The 24963-nt window shown below is 67.7% G+C and carries 25 protein-coding genes; 14 read left to right on the forward strand and 11 right to left on the reverse strand.

Annotated features, from left to right (window positions below):
• Window positions 1–202 precede the first annotated feature (202 nt).
• From G9E11_RS03595 to G9E11_RS03605, 3 genes are all read left to right on the forward strand, one after another.
• Window positions 203–952, forward strand: coding sequence for an IclR family transcriptional regulator (locus G9E11_RS03595; RefSeq protein WP_190602967.1), 750 nt, complete (start codon window positions 203–205; stop codon window positions 950–952).
• 131 nt (window positions 953–1083) lie between these two features.
• Entirely contained in the window at window positions 1084–2268 is a 1185-nt protein-coding gene (locus G9E11_RS03600) for a 4-hydroxybenzoate 3-monooxygenase (protein ID WP_190602969.1), read from the forward strand.
• A gap of 70 nt (window positions 2269–2338) precedes the next feature.
• Entirely contained in the window at window positions 2339–3370 is a 1032-nt protein-coding gene (locus G9E11_RS03605; protein WP_190602971.1) for an FAD-dependent monooxygenase, read from the forward strand.
• Window positions 3371–3412: 42 nt separating this feature from the next.
• Here the strand turns inward: G9E11_RS03605 and G9E11_RS03610 are convergent, their stop codons facing one another.
• The 4 genes from G9E11_RS03610 to purB form a co-directional block, all read right to left on the reverse strand.
• Window positions 3413–3847, reverse strand: coding sequence for an acyl-CoA thioesterase (locus G9E11_RS03610; RefSeq protein ID WP_111903068.1), 435 nt, complete (start codon window positions 3845–3847; stop codon window positions 3413–3415).
• Window positions 3848–3920: 73 nt separating this feature from the next.
• On the reverse strand, window positions 3921–4424 hold the full coding sequence (locus G9E11_RS03615; RefSeq protein ID WP_190602974.1) for a GNAT family N-acetyltransferase: 504 nt from the start codon (window positions 4422–4424) through the stop codon (window positions 3921–3923).
• Between the two features lie 107 nt (window positions 4425–4531).
• A complete protein-coding gene (locus G9E11_RS03620) occupies window positions 4532–5191 on the reverse strand; it encodes a histidine phosphatase family protein (RefSeq protein WP_190602976.1) in 660 nt (219 codons plus the stop codon).
• Window positions 5192–5336: 145 nt separating this feature from the next.
• Window positions 5337–6779: an adenylosuccinate lyase gene (gene purB, locus G9E11_RS03625; protein WP_190602978.1), complete on the reverse strand. Its 1443-nt coding sequence runs from the start codon at window positions 6777–6779 to the stop codon at window positions 5337–5339.
• 205 nt (window positions 6780–6984) lie between these two features.
• On the opposite strand from purB, the gene G9E11_RS03630 reads away from it, so the two are divergent.
• Window positions 6985–7329 carry a hypothetical protein gene (locus G9E11_RS03630; RefSeq protein ID WP_190602980.1) on the forward strand — a complete coding sequence of 115 codons (345 nt, stop codon included), beginning with the start codon at window positions 6985–6987 and terminating at the stop codon, window positions 7327–7329.
• Window positions 7329–8930: an alpha/beta hydrolase family protein gene (locus G9E11_RS03635; RefSeq protein WP_190602982.1), complete on the forward strand. Its 1602-nt coding sequence runs from the start codon at window positions 7329–7331 to the stop codon at window positions 8928–8930. The genes G9E11_RS03630 and G9E11_RS03635 overlap by 1 nt, the downstream gene beginning before the upstream one ends.
• On the opposite strand, the gene G9E11_RS03640 is transcribed toward G9E11_RS03635, so the two are convergent.
• The gene (locus tag G9E11_RS03640; RefSeq protein WP_190602984.1) at window positions 8884–9312 is read right to left on the reverse strand and encodes a phage holin family protein; all 429 of its coding nucleotides are present in this window, start codon (window positions 9310–9312) and stop codon (window positions 8884–8886) included. The genes G9E11_RS03635 and G9E11_RS03640 overlap by 47 nt on opposite strands.
• 59 nt (window positions 9313–9371) lie before the next feature.
• Between G9E11_RS03640 and G9E11_RS03645 the strand changes: the two genes are divergently transcribed.
• The 5 genes from G9E11_RS03645 to G9E11_RS03665 all read left to right on the forward strand — a co-directional run bounded on the left by G9E11_RS03645 (window position 9372) and on the right by G9E11_RS03665 (window position 15202).
• Window positions 9372–10490, forward strand: coding sequence for a histidinol-phosphate transaminase (locus G9E11_RS03645; RefSeq protein WP_190602986.1), 1119 nt, complete (start codon window positions 9372–9374; stop codon window positions 10488–10490).
• Between the two features lie 148 nt (window positions 10491–10638).
• Complete coding sequence (gene pdhA, locus G9E11_RS03650; protein WP_190602988.1) at window positions 10639–11883, forward strand: pyruvate dehydrogenase (acetyl-transferring) E1 component subunit alpha; 1245 nt, start codon at window positions 10639–10641, stop codon at window positions 11881–11883.
• Window positions 11883–12863, forward strand: coding sequence for an alpha-ketoacid dehydrogenase subunit beta (locus G9E11_RS03655; protein ID WP_190602990.1), 981 nt, complete (start codon window positions 11883–11885; stop codon window positions 12861–12863). The genes pdhA and G9E11_RS03655 overlap by 1 nt, the downstream gene beginning before the upstream one ends.
• An 87-nt stretch (window positions 12864–12950) precedes the next feature.
• A complete protein-coding gene (locus tag G9E11_RS03660; RefSeq protein WP_190602991.1) occupies window positions 12951–14486 on the forward strand; it encodes a dihydrolipoamide acetyltransferase family protein in 1536 nt (511 codons plus the stop codon).
• A 107-nt stretch (window positions 14487–14593) separates the two neighbouring features.
• A complete protein-coding gene (locus tag G9E11_RS03665; RefSeq protein WP_246468663.1) occupies window positions 14594–15202 on the forward strand; it encodes a phosphatase PAP2 family protein in 609 nt (202 codons plus the stop codon).
• Between the two features lie 14 nt (window positions 15203–15216).
• Here G9E11_RS03665 and G9E11_RS20940 read toward each other — a convergent pair whose 3' ends face one another.
• From G9E11_RS20940 to G9E11_RS03680, 3 genes are all read right to left on the reverse strand, one after another.
• The gene (locus G9E11_RS20940; protein WP_190602994.1) at window positions 15217–15558 is read right to left on the reverse strand and encodes a hypothetical protein; all 342 of its coding nucleotides are present in this window, start codon (window positions 15556–15558) and stop codon (window positions 15217–15219) included.
• Window positions 15559–15752: 194 nt separating this feature from the next.
• On the reverse strand, window positions 15753–16184 hold the full coding sequence (locus G9E11_RS03675; protein ID WP_190602996.1) for a universal stress protein: 432 nt from the start codon (window positions 16182–16184) through the stop codon (window positions 15753–15755).
• Between the two features lie 54 nt (window positions 16185–16238).
• Window positions 16239–17534, reverse strand: a complete 1296-nt coding sequence (locus G9E11_RS03680; protein WP_190602998.1) for an aminotransferase-like domain-containing protein — start codon at window positions 17532–17534, stop codon at window positions 16239–16241.
• A 123-nt stretch (window positions 17535–17657) separates the two neighbouring features.
• Here G9E11_RS03680 and G9E11_RS03685 point away from each other — a divergent pair, with 123 nt between their 5' ends.
• Complete coding sequence (locus G9E11_RS03685) at window positions 17658–18530, forward strand: isocitrate lyase/PEP mutase family protein (RefSeq protein ID WP_190603000.1); 873 nt, start codon at window positions 17658–17660, stop codon at window positions 18528–18530.
• Here G9E11_RS03685 and G9E11_RS20945 read toward each other — a convergent pair.
• Window positions 18527–19486, reverse strand: coding sequence for a GerMN domain-containing protein (locus G9E11_RS20945; RefSeq protein WP_246468665.1), 960 nt, complete (start codon window positions 19484–19486; stop codon window positions 18527–18529). The two genes, G9E11_RS03685 and G9E11_RS20945, sit on opposite strands and share 4 nt — an antisense overlap.
• Before the next feature lie 213 nt (window positions 19487–19699).
• The gene (locus tag G9E11_RS03695) at window positions 19700–20266 is read right to left on the reverse strand and encodes an NAD(P)H-dependent oxidoreductase (protein WP_190603002.1); all 567 of its coding nucleotides are present in this window, start codon (window positions 20264–20266) and stop codon (window positions 19700–19702) included.
• Between the two features lie 125 nt (window positions 20267–20391).
• Here G9E11_RS03695 and G9E11_RS03700 point away from each other — a divergent pair, with 125 nt between their 5' ends.
• Together G9E11_RS03700 and G9E11_RS03705 are read left to right on the forward strand one after the other, a co-directional pair.
• Window positions 20392–21030 (forward strand): TetR/AcrR family transcriptional regulator, encoded by a 639-nt coding sequence (locus G9E11_RS03700; protein WP_190603004.1) that lies wholly within the window; start codon window positions 20392–20394, stop codon window positions 21028–21030.
• A 71-nt stretch (window positions 21031–21101) separates the two neighbouring features.
• Window positions 21102–22169, forward strand: coding sequence for a Gfo/Idh/MocA family protein (locus G9E11_RS03705; RefSeq protein WP_190603006.1), 1068 nt, complete (start codon window positions 21102–21104; stop codon window positions 22167–22169).
• A gap of 151 nt (window positions 22170–22320) precedes the next feature.
• Here the strand turns inward: G9E11_RS03705 and ald are convergent, their stop codons facing one another.
• Window positions 22321–23439, reverse strand: coding sequence for an alanine dehydrogenase (gene ald, locus G9E11_RS03710; protein ID WP_190603008.1), 1119 nt, complete (start codon window positions 23437–23439; stop codon window positions 22321–22323).
• Window positions 23440–23673: 234 nt separating this feature from the next.
• On the opposite strand from ald, the gene G9E11_RS03715 reads away from it, so the two are divergent.
• Window positions 23674–24891 carry a PucR family transcriptional regulator gene (locus tag G9E11_RS03715; RefSeq protein ID WP_190603010.1) on the forward strand — a complete coding sequence of 406 codons (1218 nt, stop codon included), beginning with the start codon at window positions 23674–23676 and terminating at the stop codon, window positions 24889–24891.
• The last annotated feature ends 72 nt before the right edge of the window (window positions 24892–24963 follow it).

The raw sequence follows: 24963 nt of genomic DNA on the forward strand, positions 1-24963 counted from the left end.
CGCCGCCGTCGCCAGCGGAAGGGCGGAATAACGAGCGTTCGACGCTGGCCTGCCGGCCGGGTGCCGGATGACCGTCCCTGGCCCCGCGGGCGGCCCCTCCCCGCCCCGGGCCGGTTATGTGGGGAAGGGCCAGTCTTGGTTCCGATAACGCAAGCCCACGAGTACTCTGGGACAACTCAAACCATTCAATGGAAGCAGGACCTTGGCCAACTCTGTCTCCGGGGATTCGGTGGTGGACCGCGTGGTGCGCGTCATCGCGGCATTCCCGTCCGGCGTCTCTGTCCTGCAGCTGTCCGAGCTCGCGGATCGCGCCGATCTGCCCCTCAGCACAGCACACCGCCTGGTACGTCAGCTCGCGGCGCACGGGCTCCTGGAAACCAGCCCCGGCGGATCGGTGCGGCTGGGCCTGCGGCTGTGGGAGCTGGTGAACCGCAACTCGCCCACGCTGGCCTTGCGCCAGGCAGCCATGCCCTTCATGGAGGACATCCAGCACGTGCTCAACCAGAACGTGAACCTTGCGGTGCTCGACGGCTGGGAAGCACTCTTCGTGGAGCGGCTGTCCCGCCGGGGATCCGTTGCCAACCGGGCCCAGATCGCCGGCCGCATGGACATCCACGTGTCGTCGGCCGGGCTGGCCCTGTTGTCGCACCAGCCCAAGCATCTCCAGGCCGAGTACCTGGACCAGTTCGCGGATCCCGCCGGAAAGGTGAGCCGGGACGAAGTGCGCGCCTTGCTGGCCGAGGCGGCGAACCAGGGCTTCGCCGAGCTGGCAGGCGTCATCGACCCCGACACCTGGGGTATCGCCGTCCCCGTGCTCGACGGCCACAAGCGCGCGGTGGCGGCCATCGGCGTCGTGGTTCCCCTGCGGGAGATGCGCATGCAGGCGCTGGTTCCCGCGCTCCAGACGGCGGCGCGCGGCATCGCGCGGCGGCTGGCTGAGGGCTCCGGTTAGGCTAACCGGGCGGAACCTGCTTCCATTCAGCGGAATTGATGTAACGCCAAGCACACTCCCCGTCGCACACTGTTGACCAGCAACCACCTTCCGCCCGGATGTCCGGGCCACGCAACGGAGCGAGGAATACCATGGCACGACAGATCATCACCACCCAGGTGGCCATCCTGGGCGCGGGCCCCGCGGGACTCATGCTGTCCCACCTGCTGGCCAAGGCGGGCATTGAATCCACCGTGATCGAAATCCGCAGCCGCCAGGAGATTTCCGAGACGGTCCGCGCCGGCATCCTCGAGCACGGCACGGTGAACATGCTCGTGGACGGCGGCGTGTCCGACCGTGTGCTGCGCGAAGGCGACCGACACGACGGGATCGAGCTGCGGTTTAACGGCGAGAGCCACCGCATCGACTTCAAGGAACTCGTGGGGGAGTCCGTCTGGCTGTACCCGCAGACTGACGTCTTCATGGACCTCGCGGCCCGCCGGGAGGCCGACGGCGGCGACGTGCGCTACAGCGTCACCGACACCACCATCCACGGCATCGAGGAGAGGCCCAAAGTCTGGTTCACTGACGCCGACGGCGTGGAGTACGAGCTCCAGGCCGACTTCATCACCGGCGCCGACGGCTCCCGCAGCCACTGCCGCTTCCAGATCCCCGAAGCGCACCGCAAATGGTACTTCCACGAGTATCCGTTCGCGTGGTTCGGCATTCTTGCCGAGGCGCCCCGCAGTTCCGACGAGCTGATCTACGCCAACTCCGAGAACGGCTTTGCCCTCATCAGCCAGCGCACGGAGACCGTTCAGCGCATGTACTTCCAGTGCGACCCCAAAGAAAACGTGGCCGGCTGGACGGACGAGCGGATCTGGGCGGAGTTCCGCAGCCGGGTCAACGGCAACGGTTTCGAACTGAAGGAAGGCCCGGTCATCGACAAGATGGTCCTGCCGTTCCGCAGCTTCGTGCACATGCCCATGCGGCACGGCAAGCTGTTCCTGGCCGGCGACGCCGCACACACCGTGCCGCCGACCGGCGCCAAGGGCCTGAACCTGGCAATCCACGACGTGAAGGTGCTGTTCGAGGGGCTCGACAGCTACTACAACAGCGGCTCCACGGCCCTCCTGGATTCGTACAGCGACCGCGCCCTGGACCGGGTGTGGAAGGCGCAGCAGTTCTCCTACTGGATGACCACCATGCTGCACACCCCAGCCGATGCCGGCGACTTTGCCCGGGCCCGCCAGCTGGGCGAGCTGCACTCCGTGGTGTCCTCGCGGCACGGCCAGGCGTACCTTGCCGAGGCCTACACCGGCTGGCCGACGCGCTAAACCCTCGGGCCCCGCGCGAATGGGGAGGAGCCGAACCCAGCGTCCCGCCGTCGGGCTTAAGATCGGGTCCATGGAAGCCATAACGATCATCGGCGGCGGCATCGCTGGCCTCGCACTCGCGGCAGGCCTCGACCCGGAGCGCTTCGACGTCGCCATCCACGAGCAGCGGCCCGGAGTGCCGGCCGTGGAGACGTCGCTGGCCATGTGGCCGGAGGCGCAGGCGGCGCTGGCGGTTCTGGGGGTACTGCCGCATATCCGGGAGGCGGGTACGGCCTTCGGCGGGATGGCCCTGCGCGACTCGACTGGCACAGCCCTGGTGGCACCCGAGGTGCGCGGGGTCATGGGCGTCTCACGCGCGGACCTCATCCGGATCCTCGACGCCGCCGTGCCGGCTTCCGTGCAGCGCGTCGAGGGCAGGGTGGATGACATTCCGGTTACCGGCCCGCTGTCGTCGGGCCTGCTGGTGGGGGCCGACGGCGTCCACAGCGTGGTGCGCCGCTCCTTCTGGGGAGCCCGGTCACAGGCAAAGCTGACGCCGTACCTGGCCTTGCGGGGCGTTCTGCCCGTTCCCGTCCAGGCCGATGCCGGCGGGGAATACTGGGGACGAGGGCAGCTGTTCGGCATCACGCCCGCGTCCGGCGACAGGACCTACTGGTATGCCTCGTTCCGCTCAAGCCTCGGTCCGGCGGGCGTTGACGCAGCCGAAGCGCTGAAGCAGGCAAAGGAGCGCTTCTCCGGACGCGCGGCGGCCGTCCGGACAGCGCTGGAGCAGGCCACGCCGGACGCCACGCTGGCGCAGCGGATCTGGACCACGCCCACCCTCGGCAGCTTCGTGCGGCCGGGCGCCGTCCTGGCCGGCGACGCTGCCCACGGCATGACGCCCAACCTGGGCCGCGGCGCCTGCGAGGCGCTCGTGGACGCCGTCACGCTGGCCGAACTCCTCAACGCCCGTCCGATGGACGACGCGCTCAAGGCCTACAACCGGCAGCGCGCCCTCCGGACCCAGCTACTGCGGCTGGCCTCCTCCGCCATCGCGGGTGTGGCGCTGACCGAACGTGCACAGCCGCTGCGCGACGGGCTGCTGAGGCTGGTTTCCCGTTAGCGCCCCGGCCCTTCGGGTAAAAACCAGGACGACGGCGGTGCGTCAGTCCTGCTGCAGCGTTTCGGTGAGGTGGTGCGTGGGGATGCGGTCGCGGTCGTAGGTGATTTCCGTGTAGCCGTGCGGCTCCGGCTTGCCAGTGGAGCTGAGGTTCACGAAGACAATTTCTTCAATGGTGAGGATGCTCTGCCGGGTGATCATGTTGCGCACTTCGGCACGCATGGTCATCGACGTGCGGCCGAAGCGCGTGGCGGTCAGGCCCATCTCAATGAGGTCGCCCTGGACCGCAGAGCTGACGAAGTTGATTTCGGAGATGTATTTGGTGACCGCGCGGCCGTTGCCCAGCTGGAGGATGGCGTAGATCGCGGCTTCCTCGTCAATCCATTTCAGCAGGCTGCCACCGAACAGGGTGCCGTTGGCGTTGAGGTCCTCGGGGCGTACCCACTTGCGCGTGCGGAACGTAATGTCTTTGGTTTCCATAGCGCGAGATTAGCCGACGGCGGCCTGCCCCACCGGAGTGTGACGGCCGCCGTCGGTCTGCCAGGATGCCCGCTCACGCCATGGCGGTGTGCGCCGCGCTGTGGCAATCGATCCGCTTTTCGAAGCAGTACGAGTGCTCGGCGCCGATGTAGGGGCCGAAGTTGGGAACCGGGTCGAAGCCGGAACTCGCGTAGAAGATGCGTCCGTCAGTCTGCGCCGAGCCCGCCTCCGCAGTGATCCGGGTGATGCCCTGGGCAAAGGCCTCGGCCTCGAGGGCGGCCAGGATGGAGCTGGCCACGCCTGAACCGCGGGTGTACGGCAGAACATAGAGGCGCTTGATTTCCGCCGTCTCGGAGTCGAGCAGCCGCAGGCCCCCACAGCCCACCGGCTGGCCCGACCCCTTGTCGTAGGCCACGAGGAACACGGCCGTGTCCACTTCGGAGGGCTTAGGCCCAGGCTCATGGTCGGGGCACCCGAAGCGGGCGTCCAGTTCCGCCTGCTGTGCCGCGCGCAGATCAGCTCCCACAGGGTTCGACCAGCTGACTTTCCGGATGTTGAGCCTGGGATTGGTCTGCATCTGTGCCTCGATTCGCCGAAGGGTTATGCGAATCAAGGCTAGAAGCGCGCCGTTACCGCGGTGTTTCCTGCCGGTAAGCGCTGTGGGAACAGTTGGCGCCGCCGGACCTAGCCCGTGGTCTTTCCCATCGGGTCCTCGGCGGTGGGGTCGGCCAGGGCAAGGCCGCCGACGGGGCTGGCGTCCCAGTGGATCAGGTTCCAGCCGGTCTCGGGGCCGCCTTCCAGCGCCACGATGCCGGTGTTGGCGAGGACGTGCCGGGCGGCGAATTCCATGTCGATGTTGCCCGCCCGGTGGCCTGCCCAGACGCGGATCGCGGCGCCGTGACTCACGACGGCGACGGTGCGGGCGGCTTCCGCGGTTACCTTGGCGATGGCGGCGTCATAGCGTTCGAAGAACTCGTGCCCGTTGGGCCCGGCGGGCATCCGGCGGTCGAAGTCGCCGTCGGTCCAGGCGAACACGGTGCTCATGTACCGCCGGTGGGACTCGTGGTCTGTCAGCTTTTCCAGCGCGCCCGCCTCGATCTCGTGGATGCCGTCCAGGATCTCCACATCGAGGCCGAGCTCCCGGCTCAGCGGCTTGGCGGTGATCTGGGTACGGACCAGGGTGGAGGCGTACAGCGCGCTGATCGGCTCGTTCACCAGGGCCCGCGGCAGGGCCTCCGCCTGGCGCTCGCCCAGTTCGGTCAGGCCGGGGCCGGGGTGGGCGGTGTCCAGCTGCCCCAGCACGTTCCCGGGAGTTTCGCCGTGGCGGATGAGCAGCAGCCTCATGGTGTCGCGTTCCTTGTCGTCGTCGGGGAGGTAGGCGGACGGGCCGCCTTAGGCGGGGCCGGCCGCTTTGCGCAGGAGCTGCCTTGCGGAAGCCGCCGGAAACGGAAGCGGTGCCGGGCAGCATAGCCCGGCACCGCCGTCGTACTTATTTCAGGTGGTCAACCAGCTGGTCCGCGATGCCGGTGTACTTGCCCGGCGTCAGGGCGAGCAGCCGTGCCTCTGCCTCTGCGGAGAGGCCCAGGCTCTGGACGAACTCCTGCATCCGGGCGGCGTCCACGCGCTGGCCGCGGGTGAGGTCCTTGAGCCGCTCGTAGGGGTTTTCCATGCCTTCCACACCGGCGATTGCCTCTGCGCGCATCACCATCTGGATGGCTTCGCCCAGGACTTCCCAGTTGGTGTCGAGGTCCCCGGCGAGAACGCTCTCCGCGACATCGAGCCGCTCCAGGCCCTTGGCCACATTGGAAATGGCCAGCAGGGAGTGGCCGAATGCCACGCCGATGTTGCGCTGGCTGGAGGAGTCCGTGAGGTCGCGCTGCCAGCGGGAGGTGACAAGTGTGGAGCCCAGCACGTCCAGGAGACCGGAGGAGATCTCCAGGTTGGCTTCTGCGTTTTCGAAGCGGATGGGGTTGACCTTGTGCGGCATCGTGGAGGAGCCGGTGGCGCCTGCCACGGGGATCTGCGCGAAGTAGCCGATCGAGATGTAGCTCCAGATGTCCGTGCAGACGTTGTGCAGGATCCGGTTGAAGCGGGCGACGTCGGCGTACAGCTCCGCCTGCCAGTCGTGGCTTTCGATCTGCGTGGTCAGCGGGTTCCAGGTCAGGCCCAGCTTCTCCACGAACGACTTTGCGACCTGCTGCCAGTCCGCGCCGGGGACGGAAGCCACGTGGGCGGCGTACGTGCCGGTGGCGCCGTTGATCTTGCCAAGGTATTCGGTCCTGGCGACGCGCTCCAGCTGCCGGTTCAGGCGGTGCGCGATGACGGCGAGCTCCTTGCCCAGGGTGGTGGGCGTGGCGGGCTGGCCGTGCGTGCGGGACAGCATCGGAACGGCGCGGTTGTCTTCGGCCATCTTGCTGATCTGGGCCACGAGGGCACGGGCTGCGGGCAGCCACACGTCCTCCACAGCACCCTTCACGCCCAGGGCATAGGACAGGTTGTTGATGTCCTCGGACGTGCAGCCGAAGTGCACCATGGCGGTCAGGTTCTCGATGCCGATGGCGGGCAGGCGGCGGCCGATGTAGTACTCCACAGCCTTCACGTCGTGGACGGTGACGGCTTCGATTTCGGCCAGCTCGGTGACGGATGAGGCATCGAATTCGGTGACGATCGCACGCAGCTGCTGCTGCTGGTCCGCGCTCAGGGGGCCGGCGCCCGGGAGGACGTTGTCCCCGGTCAGGTGGATAAGCCATTCCACCTCGACGGCCACGCGGTCGCGGTTGAGGGCTGCCTCGGACAGGTAGTCAACGAGGGGGGCGACGGCGGACTTGTAGCGGCCGTCCAGCGGGCCGAGCGCGATTTGTTCCCCTGACGCGGCGAGGGCGAGGCGTCCGGAGGGCGTACGGGTGTCAGCTGTGGCGGCAGTTTCAGGCATGTCCTGATTCTTTCATGAAGTTCTGTGCCCGCTGAAGCACGGGATTCCGTGTGACTTCTCCTCCACAGCCCCGGCCCCGCGCACTTCTCCACATGGACGACGCCGGCCGTTCCGTCGGCGGCGGGCGGCACCTTAGCGTCGTGGGCAGGGAGCAAGGAGAGGGCTGACGCCGGAGCGCCGGCCCGTAGCGGATGGGGGTATCCGGATGAGCGCCAGCGTGACGGCGACGAGCGCCAGCGTCACAGCGAGCAGCGCCAGCGTCATGGCGGCCGACGCCGCGGCATGTTCGTCGCGCAGTTTTGAAGTCCAACTGTTGGCAGGGCGGGTGGAGGCCTGCGCGGAACAGGTCGATGCCGTCCAGGGAAGGCTTGGGCAGCTCCAGCTGATGGACTGGCAGTCCCCGGCTGGGCTGGCTTACAGGTCCAGCCTCCGAGTACAGGCCGTTGCCCTTTGCCGGGCCGGGGAAGGGGTGCTTGCCGCCGCCCTCGCCCTGCGGCGGCACTCCGTCCGTGTCGCCGAGTCCGCCCTTACCGCAGCCGGGGGCTACTGATGGCCGAGGCCGCGCCGGGCGCAGGCGGCGGGCAGCTCCGCCCCCTCGAACCGGCCTCCAACGCTGTCCTTTCCGTGCGCGGTGGAGTAGGCGGGATCGCCTTCCAGCTCGAGGAACTGGATTCGGGGGCGCGGGAACTGGATGCACTCGCCCGGGATTTGGCGGCTGCCGAGCTCGGTATCTACAGGGTCTGGGAATCGCTGGGAAGCTACCAGCGGGATGATCCGGCCAGCGGTGCCGGGGCCCTCACTGCCGTCTGGGAAGGGCAGCGTTCCGTGGCGGCGGTGCGGGAGGAGCTGGAGCGCCTTGCCGGGGGTGTGCGCGCCTGCCAGCTCGAGTACGAGGCCGCCGAGACGGCGAACCTGCTCATCACGCAGCTCCACTGGGACGCGCCATGGTTGTGGGGACGGCAGGCGGTTGACCTTGCCCTGGCCGGGGACTGGCGCCCCAACACGGCGAGCACCGAGGCGATCGCCTCGAGTTACCCGGTCGAGGCCGCTGCCTTCCTGGCCGCGCTTCTGGGAATACGGTCCGGTGAGATGGATGCCGCCGTGAAAATGGCGCTTGCCTCCGGCGGGGGTTCCAGTGCGCCGGTCCTGGTCCGCATGCTGCTGGACCGCGTAAGGCCCGACCTGAAACCGCGGCCGGTGAAGGCGCTGCAGGAAAGCTCCGACGAGAGTGCCCTGGACGCCTCTCCGGCAGGTCTCCTTGCCCGGGCAGGCCAGCTGGAAGACGCCGGCCCCGGCCGGATCGAGGTCATCCAGACAACGGCCGGGGGTGGGGATGCGTTCATCGTCATCATTCCCGGAACAGAGCCCGGCAACATGGGTGGCCCAAATCCTTTCGACGAGGCCGGCATCGGCGAAGCGCTGGGGTACGGGTCCGAGTACACTGCCCAAGCCATCCGGGAAGCCCTGCGCCAGGCCGGGGCGGCGGCAGGGGACCAGGTGGTGGCCGTGGGCTACAGCCAGGGCGGCATCCACGCGATGAACCTGAGCCAGGACAAGGCCTTCCTTGCCGAGTATGACCTCAGGTACGTGCTGACCGCGGGATCGCCTGTCGGCGCCATAACTCCAGAGCCCGGAGTCAGCAGCCTGCATCTGGAGCACCGGCAGGACTGGGTTCCCGGCAGCGAGGGCCTTCCCAACCCGGACACCAAGGACCGGGTGACGGTGACGCTCAACGGTCTGGTCCGGACACCTCGCGGTGAGGACTCCGGGCTCGGTCCCGGGCACAGGCTCACCAATTACGAGGCGGGGGCCCGGGCAGTCTCGGCGAGCCCGGATCCTTCGCTGGCGGCGTCCACCGCCGCGCTTGCCGGGGTGGTGGGCGCGGGCGGAACGGCGAGGGTCACCCGCTTCCAGCTGGTCCGTGCACCGAGGCCGCCCGTGCCCACTCCGCAGCCGTCACTGCCCGGTCTGGGCAACTCCGGTCTGGGCAGGCCTGGCCTTGGCCAGTCCGGTTCGGCCCACCTCGCTCCGGGCCGGGCGATCCTTCCCGGCCAGTCAGTCCGCCCGGAACTCCACGGAGCCCGCGAGCTGCCGGGCGGGGGCGTCAGCGGTGGCGGGCGCCGGGGACCCGGTCTGCCACCAGCGAAATGACGGTGATGATGATGGCGGCCAGCACGGCGGTCCAGAAGAACGAATCGATGGTGAAGTGCACGGGCGTGTAGCCGCTTATCCAGGAGGTGAGGTAGAGCATCGCGGCGTTGATCACAACGGTGAACAGGCCCAGCGTCAGGATGGTGATGGGCAGGGAGAGGAAAGTGACGATCGGCCGCACGAAGGCATTGACCAGGCCGAAAATCAGTCCGATGAACAGGTACGCGAGCACAATGCCGGCGGCGTCAGTTCCCTGGTTCACCCCTGTCTTGGCTACAGCTTCCGTGGTGGCTGTGGTGGAGATATCCAGGCCGGGCAGAAGCCAGCTGGCAATCCACAGCGCCAGTCCATTAATGATCACGCGCATGATGAAAGACCGCATGCGCCCATGCTGTCACACCGCAAGGTGGGGCAGTCAGTCAGGGGCATAGGCTAGGTGGCATGACTTCATCAGAGACTATGGCGGGGGGCCTGAGGCCCCGACCGGTGGTTGACCGGCTGCCCCGCTACGCTGCAGGTAAGCCGCCCGTCGCCGTCGACGGCCTTGCAAGCTACAAACTGTCGTCCAACGAGAACCCGCTGCCGCCCATCCCGGCCGTGGTGGAGGCCATTGCCGCCCAGACCGACTTCAACCGCTACCCGGACCCGCTCAGCACCAAGCTCCGCACCGCGCTCGCCGGATTCCTCGACGTCCCGGCCGAGGACATCGTCACCGGTGCCGGCAGCCTCGGCGCCCTCACCCAGCTGCTGGCCACGTTCGCCGGCCAGAATGACGACGGCAAGCCCGACGAAGTGATCTACGCCTGGCGGTCCTTCGAGGCCTATCCCATCTGCGTGGGGCTGGCCGGGGCAGAGAGCGTGCGGATCCCCGTGACCGCCGACGGGCGCCATGACCTTGACGCGATGGCCGCGGCCGTGACCGCGCGAACCAGGGTGATCCTGCTCTGCACTCCCAACAACCCCACGGGCCCCATCCTGACCGCCCAGGAAACTGAGCGCTTCATCCGGGCGGTGCCGTCAGACGTTGTAGTGGTCATCGATGAGGCCTACCAGGAGTTCGTCCGGGCGGAAGACGCGGTGGACGGCATTCGGATGTACCGAAAGTACCCCAATGTGGTGGTGCTTAGGACGTTCTCCAAGGCGCACGGCCTTGCCGGCCTTCGGGTCGGTTACAGCGTTTCCCAGCCCCAGCTCACCCAGCACCTGCGCGTCGCCGCCACCCCGTTCGCGGTCTCGCAGATCGCCGAACAGGCCGCCGTTGTGTCCCTGCAGAATTTTGGCCAGGTTGTAGAAAGGGTACAAAGCCTGGTGGCGGAACGGGACCGTGTAACGGCAGGACTCCGGGACCTCGGCTGGTTCATTCCGGACGCCCAGGGAAACTTTGTCTGGCTCAATCTTGGCGAGAACAGTGCGGAGTTCGCCCAGCTCGCCGGGGAACGGGCGCTGTCCGTACGACCCTTCGGAAACGAAGGTGTCAGGGTCAGCATCGGCGAAGTGGAAGCGAACACGCGATTCCTGGACCTCTGTGCGGTTTACACAAAACCGCCACGCCGTTCCTAGCGCTTAACAAACAGCCGGCGCTACCTACGCCGGATAAAGTAAGGGACAGTAAGCCAAATATATATGCCTCGCCAGGAATGCATACCTTGTGAGGCATATATCCCAGCGACATTGCAACGCATCCGGATGCGGCAGGCAAGGAGACGGTATGGGCGCAACACATCTGCCCTCCACCGAGTTCGATGGAACGGAACTGGACGACCAGCTCGAGGCGCAGGCCGAGGCGGCCCTGGGCGTGCCTTCGACTGAAATGGTCCAGCTTCTGGGCCCCGATGGCACATTGGGCACCGACTCCGTGTTCTCCGAGTATGCCGAGCGTCTCGACGCCGAAAAACTCCGGGGTTTCTACGCGGACATGGCGGCCATTCGCCGTTTCGACCAGGAAGCCACGGCCCTGCAGCGGCAGGGCCAGCTGGCCCTGTGGGTTCCGCTGACTGGCCAGGAAGCAGCCCAGATCGGATCCGGGCGTGCCAGCCAGCCGCAGGACTACATCTTCCCCACCTACCGCGAGCACGGCGTCGCCCTGACCCGCAACGTGGACCTGGCCGAACTGCTGAAGCAGTTCCGCGGCGTCTCCAACGGCGGGTGGAACCCCAAGGACACCAACTTCCACCTGTACACACTGGTGCTCGCTGCGCAGACGCCGCACGCCGTCGGGTACGCCATGGGCATCCAGCGCGACCAGCGGCTGGCAGCGGCCCAAGGAGTGGAGGGTGCCCAGGGCGTCGGCGGCCCGGCCGAGCCGAAGGCCGCCGTCATGGTCTACTTCGGCGACGGTGCAAGCTCCGAGGGCGACGTCCACGAGTCCATGGTGTTCGCGTCCTCGTACAACGCCCCCGTGGTCTTCTTCTGCCAGAACAACCACTGGGCAATCTCCGTGCCAACCGCTGTGCAGACCCGGATCCCGCTCTCCAACCGGGCCAAGGGCTACGGCTTCCCGGGCATCCGCGTGGACGGCAACGACGTCGTGGCCGTGCACGCCGTCACCGAGTGGGCGCTCGAGCACGCACGCCAGGGCAACGGCCCGGTGCTCATTGAGGCCTTCACCTACCGCGTGGGCGCGCACACCACGGCCGACGACCCCACGAAGTACCGCGAGTCCTCGGAAGAGGCCCTCTGGCGGGAAAAGGATCCGCTGGACCGGCTGGAGAAGTACCTGCGGGCTGAGGGTATGGCCGATGACGCCTTCTTCGCCCAGGTTGACGCCGACGGCGCCGAACTCGCCGCGTACATCCGCAAGTCCACCTATGAGTCGGACGCACCGGATATCAGGACCGCCTTTGCCAACACCTACGTCGAGGCGCACCCGCTCGTGGCCGAGGAACTGGCATGGTTCGAAGAGTACAGCGCGGGCTTTGCCGGCGGGGACGAGGGAGAAGGGGCAGACCGCTGATGACCACCATGACCATTGCCAAGGCAATTAATGAGGGCCTGCGCGCCACGCTCAGCAACACCCCCAAGTCCCTGCTGATGGGCGAGGACATCGGTCCGCTCGGCGGCGTCTACCGTGTCACGGACGGCCTGATCGGCGAATTCGGAGCGGACCGGGTGGTGGACACCCCGCTCGCCGAATCCGGCATCATCGGCACCGCGATCGGCCTGGCGCTGCGCGGCTACCTCCCCGTTGCCGAGATCCAGTTCGATGGCTTCGTCTTCCCCGGCTTCAACCAGATCACCACCCAGCTGGCCAAAATGCACTCGCGCAGCAACGGCAACCTCACCGTGCCCGTGGTCATCCGCATCCCCTACGGCGGCGGCATCGGCTCCATCGAGCACCATTCCGAGTCGCCGGAGGCGCTGTTCGCACATACCCCCGGGCTGCGCATCATCACTCCGTCCAACCCCCACGACGCCTACTGGATGATCCAGCAGGCCGTGAACTGCCAGGACCCGGTGATCTTCTTCGAACCGAAGCGCCGCTACTGGCTCAAGGGCGAGGTTGACACCGAATCAGCCGGCCCGGCCGAGGATCCGTTCAAGGCACATGTGGTCCGGGAAGGAACCGACGCCACGGTGGTGGTCTACGGCCCGCTCGTCCCCGTGGCCCTCGCTGCCGCCAACGCCGCGGCGGAGGACGGCCGCAGCATCGAGGTGATCGACCTGCGCTCCATCTCGCCGATCGACTTCGACGCCATCGAAACCTCCGTCAAGAAGACGGGCCGTCTGGTCGTGGCGCACGAGGCTCCCACTTTCGGCGGCATCGGCGGTGAAATCGCCGCGCGGATCAGCGAACGGGCCTTCCACTCGCTGGAGGCGCCGGTCATCCGGGTGGGCGGCTTCCACATGCCGTATCCCGTGGCCAAGGTCGAAGAGGACTACCTTCCGGACATCGACCGCATCCTTGAGGCGCTGGACCGCGCCTTCGCGTACTGACAGCGCCGCGCACCAGCACCTGCTGACTCTCTCGCCTACCGGCTCCGCACCTCCCGGAGCGCCCCAGCATTCGAACCCGAGGATCCCATGACGCTTAACAAGTTCAACCTCCCCGACGTCGGTGAGGGCCTGACCGAGGCAGAGATCGTTTCGTGGAAGGTCAAGCCCGGCGATGAGGTGGCCATCAACGACGTCCTGTGCGAGATCGAGACGGCCAAGTCCCTCGTCGAGCTCCCGTCGCCATTTGCCGGTACCGTCACCGAACTGCTGGTTTCGGAAGGAGCGACGGTCGACGTCGGGACCGCCATCATCAGCGTTTCTGACACCATGCACGGCGACCCCACACCGGCCGACGCACCGGTGCCCGCCGTCGAGGCCACTGAGCCTGCGCTGATGTACGGAAAGCTCCCAACCGACGGCGAAGCTGCCGACGGCGGAGCCGCTGCCGGCGGCCTGGCCTCCGGTCCGCTGGTGGGTTCAGGCCCCAAGGCTGACGCCGTGAAGCGGCGCCCGCGCAAGACCAGGCCGGCGATTCCGGCAGATGCAGTCCACGGCGCCCCGGAAGTCGAGCCTGTCCAGCCACGGTCGGCGAAGGATGCGCTTCTGGACGGTCCGCCCAGCGCCGGGGCGGTGGCCGGGCCTGTCGTGACGAGGCGGCCCGAGTGGACGCCCGCTCTCGAAACTGACAAGCCAACGCTGGGCGGGGCCATTTCCGGGCTCATGAACAGGGTCCTGGCCAAGCCGCCGGTGCGGAAGATCGCCCGCGACCTGGGCATTGACCTGGCCGACGTCGTGGCCACGGGTGCACGCGGCGAGGTGACGCGCGAGGACCTGGTCAGCTACCAAGCACAGCGGGATGCAGAACTGGACAAGGCGGACACCTTCTGGGGCATGTCAGGCCGTCCCCAGGAACAGCGGATCGAACGGGTCCCGGTCAAGGGAGTCCGCAAGGCCACCGCGAAGGCCATGGTGGAGTCGGCGTTCGCCGCGCCGCACGTGAGCATCTTCGTGGACGTGGATGCCAGCCGCACCATGGAATTCGTCAAGCGGCTCAAGGCTTCGCGCGACTTCGAGGGCATCAAGGTCTCCCCGCTGCTGATCCTCGCGAAGGCTGTCATCTGGGCCGCAGCGCGGAACCCGAGCGTGAACGCCACTTGGGTGGACAACGCGGACGGCAGTGACACCGCGGAGATCCACATCAAGCACTTCATGAACCTGGGCATTGCCGCGGCCACGCCCCGCGGGCTCATGGTACCGAACATCAAGAACGCCCAGGACCTGTCGCTCAAGGAACTGGCGCTGGCCCTCAATGAGCTCGCCACCACCGCGCGTGCCGGCAAGACCCAGCCGGCGCAGATGCAGGGCGGCACGCTGACGGTCACCAACATCGGTGCCCTCGGCATCGACACCGGAACCCCCATCATCAACCCCGGTGAAGTGGCCATCGTGGCGTTTGGAACCATCAAGCAAAAGCCATGGGTCCTGGACGGCGAGGTCATTCCGCGCTGGATCACCACGCTCGGCGGATCCTTCGACCACCGCGTGGTGGACGGCGACTTATCAGCCCGCTTCATGGCCGACGTCGCCGCCATCCTGGAGGAGCCGGCACTGCTGCTCGACTGACCTTCCCTGCTGCTCGACTGACGGTCCCCGGAGCGGTACCCTCCGGGGAAGGGGGGAAGGCCGGACAGTCAGGGACGGGGTTTCCCATGGGTGAGGATCGCGGGATCATGAGCATCCGCGTGAAGAACCGCGTGGCCCGGGTGATCACGGAGGCCCTTCAGCCGCCGATCACCGTAGCTCTGCTGCTGCTCCTCAGCCCCGCACTGGAACCCGGCTTTCCGGGCACCGTCTGGTTCGGCGCCGTGGCGGTGCTGTTTGTGTGCGTGCTGCCCCTGGCCGCCGTCGTCCTTCTGGTCCGTCTGGGCAAGGTGACTGACCACCACGTCAGTAACCGCAAGCAACGAGCACCGGTGCTTGCCATGACGGTGGTGTCACTGCTCGCGGGGCTGGCAGTGCTCCTGGCCATCAACGCGCCGTACAGCGTCATTGTGGTGGTGCTGGCCATAGTGGGCGGCGTGGTGGTGCTCGCCGCCATCAGCCTGTTCTGGAAAATTAGCGGCCACGCCGGGGCGATCGCGCTGACAACGGTTATCGCGGTGCTCATCCTGGGCGTCCCGTGGATTCCGCTGCTGCTGCTGATTCCCGCTGTCGGCTGGTCCCGGGTGGTGCTGCGCGCCCATACGGTGGCGCAGGTTGTTGCGGGCGCGCTGGTGGGCGGTGGCGTCACCGCCGGGCTGTGGTGGCTACTGCGTGAGGTGCTGGTCCGGATCGGCTGACGCCGGGGAACGGCTTAGTAGGCGGCGTAAGAGCTGGCCAGCAGCTGGGCCATTGCAGGATCGGCGGACATGCCTGCCATGCTCACCGCGGCGGCCAGCATGACGCCGGATACGGCGGCGATGCCGGAGCTCACGAGCGTGAGGAACTTCCAGTCCTCGCGCAGGACGCTCTTCAGCGTGTCCGGCAGCTGCAGGTCCGGGGAGATGAGGTTCGGGGCGCTGTCCACGGAACCGTCGTCGAGAAGGGCGATCACACGGCCCGCGGAGCGGTCCACGCGCATGGCGCTGATGTGGTTGCCGTGGCGGGCAAGGAGGATGTCGTGGCCGACAAGGTGGCGACGCTGGAGAGTAAGCACAGTGTTCCCCTGAAAGGTAGATTTGGGTTTGTCCGCACCATCGGGGGCACCTCCAATTTTATCTTTCAGGCCACGCCGGATTGCCGGAAAACGTGGTGAGACTGCCCACCCGCCGGAGTGATCCGCGTCAAGTCAGGCTTGTGCTGGGCAGGCCCGCGGTGACCAGGCCTGCCCGAGTCAGGCCGGGGCTGGGGCTAGTCCGCTCCGTAGGTATTTGCGATGTAGACGTCGCAGGACGCACTGTGCGCCACGGTGTTCGCCACGCTGCCCAGCACGCGCCCAAGGCCCTGCATGCGGCGGTTTCCCACCACGATCATCCTCGCCTCAAGGCGGTCCGCCTCCTTGACCAGGGCCTCCGCCGGCTTACCCCGAGCCGCGGAGTAGGTGATCTTGAGTTCGCCGCCGGCCAAGGCAGCCGCCACCTCCCGGGCCACCCTTTCGGCTTCTCCGGCGTCTGACACGATCCACCGGTCACTGCCGCTGCCGAAGACTTCGGTCCGGTCGGTATCGAAAGCGGACACGACATGGAGCCGGGCGCCCAGCGCGCCGGCCAAATCCCGTGCCACCTCCGCTGCCTTGCGCGCGGTACCGCTTCCGTCCACACCCACAACAATGGTTTCCGCCATGGCCTTATCTCCTTTGAATATCCCGAATGATCTGATGTCCCCGCCGGCCGCAGCTCAGGCCAACGCGTCTATGGCTTCCTGCAGCACCGGAGCCAGCCGCCGCACGCCCTCGGCGATGGCCTCCGGCGGAACGGCGCTGAAAGCAAGGCGGAGTTTGTTCGACGGGGCGTCCGAGTGAGTGAAGGCTGCGCCGGGAATGAAGACGACGCCGGCATCAATCGCCTTGCGGAGGAGGGGGTACGTGTCTACGCCCTCGGGCAGCGTCACCCAGACGAAGAATCCGCCCTGCGGCCGGGTCCAGCTGAGCCCTTCGGGCATGTGTTTCTCCAAAGCCGTGAGCATCGCGTGGCACCGCTCGGCATACAGCCCGCGGTACGTCTCGATCTGGCCCGTCCAGTCGTAGTCCCGGAGGTAGGCCGAGACCAGCATCTGGTTCAGTGTGGGCGGGCAGAGTGTCACTGCCTCGGAGGCCAGGTAGTAACGGCGCTGCAGGTGGGCCGGAACCAGGGCCCAGCCGATGCGCAGTCCCGGGGCAAAGATCTTCGAAAACGATCCCATGTAGATGACGTCGTCAGGGTTTTCTGCGCGCAGCGGGGCCAGCGGCTTGCCGTCGAACCTCAGCAGGCCGTAAGGGTTGTCCTCCAGCACCAAAATGTTGGCGCGGCGGCAGATGTCCACGATCTGCTGCCGGCGCTCCTGGGCCAGCGTGATGCCCGACGGGTTGTTGAAGTTGGGGATGGTGTAGAGGAACTTGATATTTTTCCCGGCGGTCTGGAGCGCCGCGATCCTGGCCTCGAGAAGATCAGGCACCAGGCCGTCGTCGTCCATGGGCACAGCCTCCACCTGGACCTGGTACGCCTCGAAGGTGTTCAGCGCCCCCACATAGGTGGGTTCCTCCACCAGGGCCACGTCGCCAGGGTCGCAGAACACCTTGGTGGCCACGTCCTGGGCGGACTGCGAACCCGCGGTGATCACCACGTTCTCCGGCCGGGCGTCCAGGATGCCTTCGGCGGCCATGACTTCGCAGATCTGCGTGCGCAGTTCCTCAGTTCCCTGGCCCCCGCCGTATTGCAGCGCCGTGAGGCCGTCCTCGGCGATGATCCGCGCGGCCGTCTTGGCAAGCTTCTCGAGGGGCAGGGACTGCAGATAGGGGCTGCCGCCGGCCAGCGAGACCAGCCCCGGCCGCATGGAGATGTCGAAGACATCCCGGACCGCCGACTGCTTGATGTTCGCGGCGCGCTCGGAGAAGAGTTCGTCGTGGCGGTGGGCTGACGTCGCGGCCCGCTCGATGGCGTCGATGGCTTCGGGGGGAAGGACGGCTGCGGCGGCGTCGAGTGTCTCGTGGGTCACAGTCCCAGAGTACAGCCATACGTTGCTGGTTAGGCAACAGCTGTTGACCAGCATTTTGAGGGATTCGGAACTGGGGCCGCGGGGCGCCTTTACCTCCGGCGGACCAGGGCATGGAATGGAGCCATGACGTCACTCGAGCCCCAGCACGCATCGTCCCAGGCCGCCAAGGCCGACGCCTTCCGCCAGCTGCATGGGGGCGGTGCTGTTCCGCTGGTGCTCGTGAACGTGTGGGATGCCGCGTCGGCCCGGCTTGTGGAGAAGGCCGGGGCGCGGGCCATTGCCACCTCGAGTTCGGCCATCTCCTGGAGCCTGGGGTACCCCGATGGCAGCCACGTGCCGCCGGGCCTGGCGTTCGACGCGCTCCGCAGGATCACCGCGGCCACGAGTCTCCCGGTCACGGCGGATATCGAAGCCGGGTATGCGGGTGCGGACGGCGCTTTCGACGACGGGCTGCTCCGGCAGACCGTCACGGCGGTGCTGGAGGCCGGCGCTGTGGGCGTGAACATCGAAGACTCGGGCGGGATGCGTCTCACTGACGCCGATGAGCAGGCCCGCCGGATCAGTCTGGTCCGCAGCATCGCGGCCGGGTCCGGCGTGAACCTGTTCATCAATGCCCGGACGGACACGTACCTTTCCGGGCAGTTCGGGGACGCGGCGTTCGAGGAAACGCTGGAGCGGGCCAAACGCTGTCTTGCCGCAGGGGCCGACGGAATCTTCGTTCCCGGAGTGACGGACCTCCACATCCTGCATGAGCTCAGCAGGCGGATACCGGCGCCTGTGAATGCACTTGCCGGCCTGGGATCGGCGTCGGTCGGCGAACTGCACGACGCCGGTGTGCGGCGGGTCAGCATCGGCGGCAATGCTGCGAAGGCGGCGTACGCAACGGTCTCCCGGGTGGCCGCCGAAATTCTGGGCGACGGCAACTGGTCGGAACTCGCCGGTTCGCCGAGCCACAGTGACATGGACGCGCTGTTCTCGCGGCAAAACGAGGGCTAGCGGAGGCCGAGAACTTCGGCCAGCGGCACGCCGTTGACGTAGATTTCCGCCCGGACGGCACCCACGGCCGTGACGGCTGTATGGGTGAGCTGTGCCTCGATCCGGGGAAGATCGCAGACGCCGCCCGGCTGCACTGCGCCGGTGAGGTTCACCACCACGGTGGTGCCGTCGAGGTAGCCGGACACGTACTGGAGAGAGGATGCTGCCAGCGCGTTGTACAGACCGCTCGCGGGCGGTGCGCCCGGGCCGGACAGCAGCCTGCTCATGGCGGCCTGCAGTGGCTCGCTGACGGATGAGTCGGCCTGGTGCACGGCCACCAGGCTGTCGTTGCAGCCGAAGCGCACGCCGGACGCGCCCCCGTCGTCGAGTGCGACGTAGTAAACCGCAGTGCCGGCGCCTGCGGCCGCGCCGATGCCAGTCCCCGGCGTGGTGGAACCGGGTGCCGTGGAACCGGATGTGGGGTCAGCGGCAGCCGGGCCGGCCGCAGCCCCCGAGGCAGTCGCAGGCTGCTGTCCGGAGCCCGGCAGCTGTGCCTGGGTGTCAGGACCGGCGTCCGGGCCGGCGACGCCGGCGGACGGAAGCCCGCCCGGCCCTGATCTGCCGCCAGCTTGTCCGCCGGTGTTCGATTCTCCGGATGGAGCAGCCGAAGGGGCCGGAGGAGCGGTTTCGGAAACCCCGGCAGCTGCTCCCGGACCTGTTGCGCCGGCACCAGCGGTACCCTGGCCGGAGGCTCCAAGCCCGGGCGCCGCGCCGGATTGGGAGGCGGCGGGCGCGCCGGCCTCCTCGGGCGGGCTCGCCGGAGGAGCCGGGCGGGGTTCGGGTGCCGCGGCGGGGGCAGGGCCGGCGTCGTAAGCATTTTGCTGGAGCGGGGTGCAGCCGCCGAGCCACAAGGGCAGCGAAAGACAGAAGGCGGCGACCGCCGTCGTCAGCGGTCTGACTCCCCAGCTTGACTTCATGACTGCACCGCACTCCCTGCCCCGGCACGTCCCGTACATCAACGTTACGGCGGGGCGGAGGGCCGGGGAACGGTGCCCGGGTGTCAGTTTGGCGGCAGCTCAGTCACGGATTGGTTGCAGCCGCTCGCGGCCGCCCGGTCAGCGCGCCGGGGCCGGGAACGGCGCACGCCCCCGGCTGCTGGTGGGCCGGGGGCGTGTAAAGGGCGGACGTGCCTAGGCGGCTGCGCCGGCGGGCTCGACGGCGGCAAAGGCAACGAAGAGTTCCTTGATCTGCTCAACGACCTCGGCGTCGTCCTTCGGGTGGGTTTCGGCGAAGCGGACCATGGAGCCGGGGACGGCGAGCTTGGCATCCTCCAGGACGCGGGCGCCGGCAATGCCAACGGCCTTGCGGGCCTCGTCCTGGGCCCAGACGCCGCCGAACTGGCCAAAGGCGGTGCCGACGACGGCGGTGGGCTTGCCGGCGAGGGCGCCGGCGCCGTAGGGGCGGGACAGCCAGTCGATGGCGTTCTTCAGGGAGGCGGGCATGGTGCCGTTGTGCTCGGGGGTGACCAGCAGCAGGGCATCAGCCTGGCCGGCTGCCTCGCGCAGGGCGGCGGCGGCGGCCGGAACCTGGCCCTCGACGTCGATGTCCTCGTTGTAGAAGGGGATGTTGCCCAGGCTCTCGTGGATTACGATCTCGAGGCCTTCCGGGGCGTTCAGCTGGATGGCTTCGGCAAGCTTGCGGTTGTGGGAGTCGGCGCGCAGGCTTCCCACCAGGGCGAGTACGGTGCTCTTGGACATGTGAACTCCTTTAGGTCTTGCCCCGGAACGCTCCGAGGCGAATGGTTCTTGGAGGCGTTTGGTGCCTTCATCCAGACTAAACGGACTGCGGTCCGGATATTATTCCCGGGTCTAGAATGCTTGGTGTGAGCCTCATCCCAATCCGTCCCGGATCTTCTCCCGGATCCTCGTCCGGCTCCGCGTCCGGGGCCGGAGCGGAACGCAGCGATGCTGCCCGGAACCGGGAGCTGCTCCTGTGCGCTGCCCGGCAGCTCGTGGAGGAATGCGGTGCCGACGGCGTGACCATGGGCAAGCTGGCGGAGCGTGCAGGTGTGGGCAAGGGAACCGTGTTCCGGCGCTTCGGCAGCCGGGCCGGCCTGATGATGACCCTGCTCAGCGACGCCGAGGCCGAGTTCCAGGGCCGCTTCATGTTCGGGCCGCCGCCGCTTGGCCCCGGGGCGCCACCACTGGACCGGCTGATCGCCTTCGGTGCCGAACGCATCCGGTACGTCATGGAGTACGGCGAGCTCGCGCGGGCCGCAGAAGCGTCCCTGCACAACAGGTTTGAGGCGCCCGCTGCAGTGCTGTGGCACCGCCACATCGAGCACCTGCTGCGTTCGGCAAGCTTCAACGCTGACCCGTGGCTCATGGCCATGTCCCTCAGCGCAACCCTCGAACCCGAACGGTTGCTGCACGCGGTCCGCGTGCAGCACGTTTCGCCAGGGCGGCTGGAGGAGTCCTGGCGTGAGCTGGTCATCCGCGTCGTCGGAAAAGTGGAGGACTGAAGCCCTGACGGCCGGATGCCTTCCGGCTGAACCGGCTGAAGCGGGACCGGACCAGGGGGTAGCGTGGCACCATGAGCACCGATTCCTCCACGCCCTCCGCTCCCATCCGGACCGCCGTAGTGGGCTTTGGCCTGTCCGGCAGGGTCTTCCATGCGCCGCTGGTCGCGGCGGACCCCGGCTACTCGCTGGACGTCATCGCCACCTCTGACCCCGGCCGGCAGGCGGCCGCCGTCGAGCAGTATGCAGGCGTGCGAACAGTGCCCGACGGCGACGCGGTCCTTGCGCTGGCCGCTGACCTTGACTTGGTGGTGCTGGGGACGCCGCCGGCCACCCACTACCCGCTGGCCAAGGCCGCGCTCGAGGCCGGGCTCGACGTCGTCGTCGACAAGCCGTTCGCCGTGACGAGCGGCCAGGGGCAGGAGCTGATCGCGCTCGCAGAGCGGTTGGGGCGGGTGCTGACGGTGTTCCAGAACCGGCGCTGGGACGGGGATTACCTCACGGTCAAGGCACTGCTGGAGCGCGGCGTGCTGGGCGAGGTCACGCGGTTCGAATCACGGTTTGAACGGTGGTCGCCCGAGGTTGCCAAGGCATGGAAAGCCGAGGCCACGGCGGCTGACGGCGGCGGCGTCCTGTTCGACCTCGGCACCCACCTACTGGACCAGGCGCTGCAGCTTTTCGGCCCGGGCGAGGTGGTCCATGCCGAGCTCCTGGCCCGGCGCCCTGGCGAAAAGACGGACGATGACTGCTTCGTGATCGTGCGCCACCAGAACGGCGTGCTCAGCCACCACTGGATGAACATGCTCTGCGCCCAGCAGGGTCCGCGCTACCGGGTCCTCGCGACCGGCGGCGGCTACACCAAGCACGGTGTGGATCCGCAGGAGCCGTACATCGTCGCCGGCGGCAGCCCGCTGGATGCGGAGTACGGCGTGGAGGCCGCCGAATGGGCCGGGCAGCTGGGTCGCGACGGCCACCTGGACCGGCTGCCGACCGAACGCGGGAACTACCCGGAGTTCTACCGCATCCTCGCAGCCAAGATCTCCGACGGCGGCACCGCCTCGTCATTGCCGGTGCCAGTAGACCCGGCCGGCCCCGTCGAGGTTCTGAAATTAATTGAAAAGGCCCGCGAGCTGGCTCGTTGAGCTATAAACGGCTGAACGGCAGCCATCCGGAAGCGTGCTCCCCACCGGCGCCCTAACCTCGCAAGCTCGGCCAGGGAACCCTGCTGGCGTGGGCCCAAGCGACGAAGGAGCAGCACGCGGAGGATGACTGCCGTTCAGGACGGCGTAAGGACTACGCGGAGACCAGCTCGTGCCAGTCCGCCACCAGGGGCAGGTCGTGTGCCTCGGAGACGGAGTGGTGCGCCACGTGGCCTGCGGCGATGTTCAGGCCGGCTGCGAGTGCGGGATCCTTCTCGAAGGCGGCCTTGACGCCGAGGTTTGCCAGGGCCACGCCGTAGCGGAGCGTGACGTTGGTCAGCGCGTAGGTGGAGGTGTTCGGGACGGCGCCGGGCATGTTGGCCACGCAGTAGAAGATCGTGTTGTGGACCTTGTACGTGGGTTCCTGGTGCGTGGTGGGGTGCGTGTCCTCGAAGCAGCCACCCTGGTCCACCGCGATGTCCACGAGAACCGAGCCGGGCTTCATGCGCGCCACGAGTTCGTTGGTCACCAGCTTGGGGGCTTTCGCGCCGGGGATGAGCACGGAGCCGATCACGAGGTCGGCGTCCACCACGCACTTCTCGATCTCGTACTTGTTGGAGGCGACGGTCTTGAGCCGGCCCTGGTACTGGGCGTCGAGTTCGCGCAGCCGGTTGATGTTGATGTCCAGGATGGTGACGTCGGCGCCGAGGCCCAGGGCCATGGCGGCTGCGTTGGTACCAGCGACGCCTGCGCCGAGGACCACGACTTTGGCGGGGCGGACGCCTGGGACGCCGCCGAGCAGCACGCCCTTGCCGCCGGCGGGTGCCATCAGGGACGTCGCACCGACCTGGACGGACAGCCGGCCGGCCACCTCGGACATGGGCGCGAGCAGGGGCAGGGTGCGGCCTTCCTGGACGGTCTCGTAAGCGATGGCGGTGACGCCGGAGTTGATGAGCTCCTGGGTCAGTTCGGGCTCGGCAGCCAGGTGCAGGTAGGTGAAGAGGATCAGGCCCTTGCGGAAGCGGTGGTACTCGGCCTTGATCGGTTCCTTGACCTTCATCACCATGTCCGCCCGGGACCAGACCTCGTCGGCGTCGGCGACGATTTCTGCGCCAGCGATGGCGTACTCCTCGTCAGTGATGCCGGAACCCAGGCCCGCACCGCGCTCCACCAGGACCGTGTGGCCGTGGGTGCGGAATTCGTGAACCCCGGCAGCCGTGATGGCGACGCGGAATTCGTTGTTCTTGATCTCTTTGGGGACACCGATGATCATTTTTTGGGCTCCAGATTCGATGGCTGCAAGGCCGGAATGTGTGGGGAATGTTGTGATTCCAGAATAGATCCGGCTGTGAGGCGCACTACAGGAGGCGGCCGCCCCGTCCGGCGCCAAACCGCTTGTTTCCGGGGTTTTCCAGAACGGGAGCTCGACTGATGTCGACCGCCGGGGCGTCAGGTGTCGCCTAGTGTCCGTTCGCTCACGGCGCCTGGCGGGACGTAGTCTGTCAACATGCAGCAGGATGTGGAACAGCTCGTGGAACGTGTGGCACTAAAACTGGGCCGCGGGCTTTCCCTGGAGGATCTCGACGGTTTGCTGCTCGCATACAGCTCCAACCAGTCGCACGCGGACCGGGTCCGCGTTAACTTCCTGCTCAGCAAACGCGTGCCGCTGGACGTCAAAAACTGGCAGCTCTCGCACGGCATCGCCACTGCCGTGCGGCCGGTGGTGGTGCCCGCCAACGAGGAACTTGGAATGCTGGGGCGCGTCTGCGTCCCGCTGCTGGTCCGCGGGTTCCGGGTGGGTTATCTGTGGGTGCAGCTGGATGTGGATGATCAAAGTGCGACGGCGATCCTCGCCGAACTTCCCGGCGTCCGGGACGAGTTGGACCTGCTGGCCGGACTGCTGCTGGATTCCAACACCGCGGAATCAGAGTTCCGGCGCAGCCGTGAACGGGAGTTCCTGGCCGCCTGTGCGGGGGAAGCCAATGCCGTTGCTGCGGTGGCGGGCTGGAAGGAAGTACAGGACCGCGGGCCCTGGCAGCTGGTGACGATCCTGGACGCGGACGGCTGGATGGCAGGCCCGGATCCCATCGCCTCCACGCTCATCCACCGCGCCGCGGCACTGCAGGCCACCATTGGCGTGGACGCTGTCCTGTTCAGTGCAGGCGCGGAGACCCATTCAGTGGTCCTCTTCCGGGAATCCACAGGGCGCGCCAGCCAGGCGCAGGTTCTGGTGCACTACCAGCTGGAGCTCGCCAAGCGTTCCGGCAGGTCCGTGGAGCGGATCATCTTGGGAACCAGTGAGGGATTCGGCCGCGTCAAAGACTTGGCCGAGGCTTACCGGCAGTCGAAGGTTGCCGCCCTGGCCGCCGCCGTCGATCCCCGGCTCGGTGAGCTGGTGGATTGCAGGGCCACGGGCGTCTACCAGCTCCTGGCCTCGGCCGGCGGCGGGGCCGGGGTCTGGAGCGATGCAAGCTCGGTGAATTTCCGGGCCCTTGAGGACCACGACCGGAACGGCGAGCTGCTGCCCGTGCTGGAACTGCTCTACGACAATGACGGGTCCGTCCAGGATGTTGCCGAAAAATTGCACCTGCACCGCAGCAGCATTTACAACCGGCTGGGCCGCATTCGTCAGCTGCTGGGCGTCGATCCGCTCAAGGGGATGGTGCGGCTGGAGCTGCACGCGGCCCTGAAGGCGCGGCGTTGGGCATCAAGGCCAAGGATCTGAGGCGGTGGTGGGCCCACGCCGCCAGGGTCCCTGGCCGAGCTTGCGAGGCGAGGGAGGTGGTGGGGAGAACCA

It is taken from the genome of Arthrobacter ipis (assembly GCF_014694315.1).
Lineage (GTDB): Bacteria > Actinomycetota > Actinomycetes > Actinomycetales > Micrococcaceae > Arthrobacter > Arthrobacter ipis.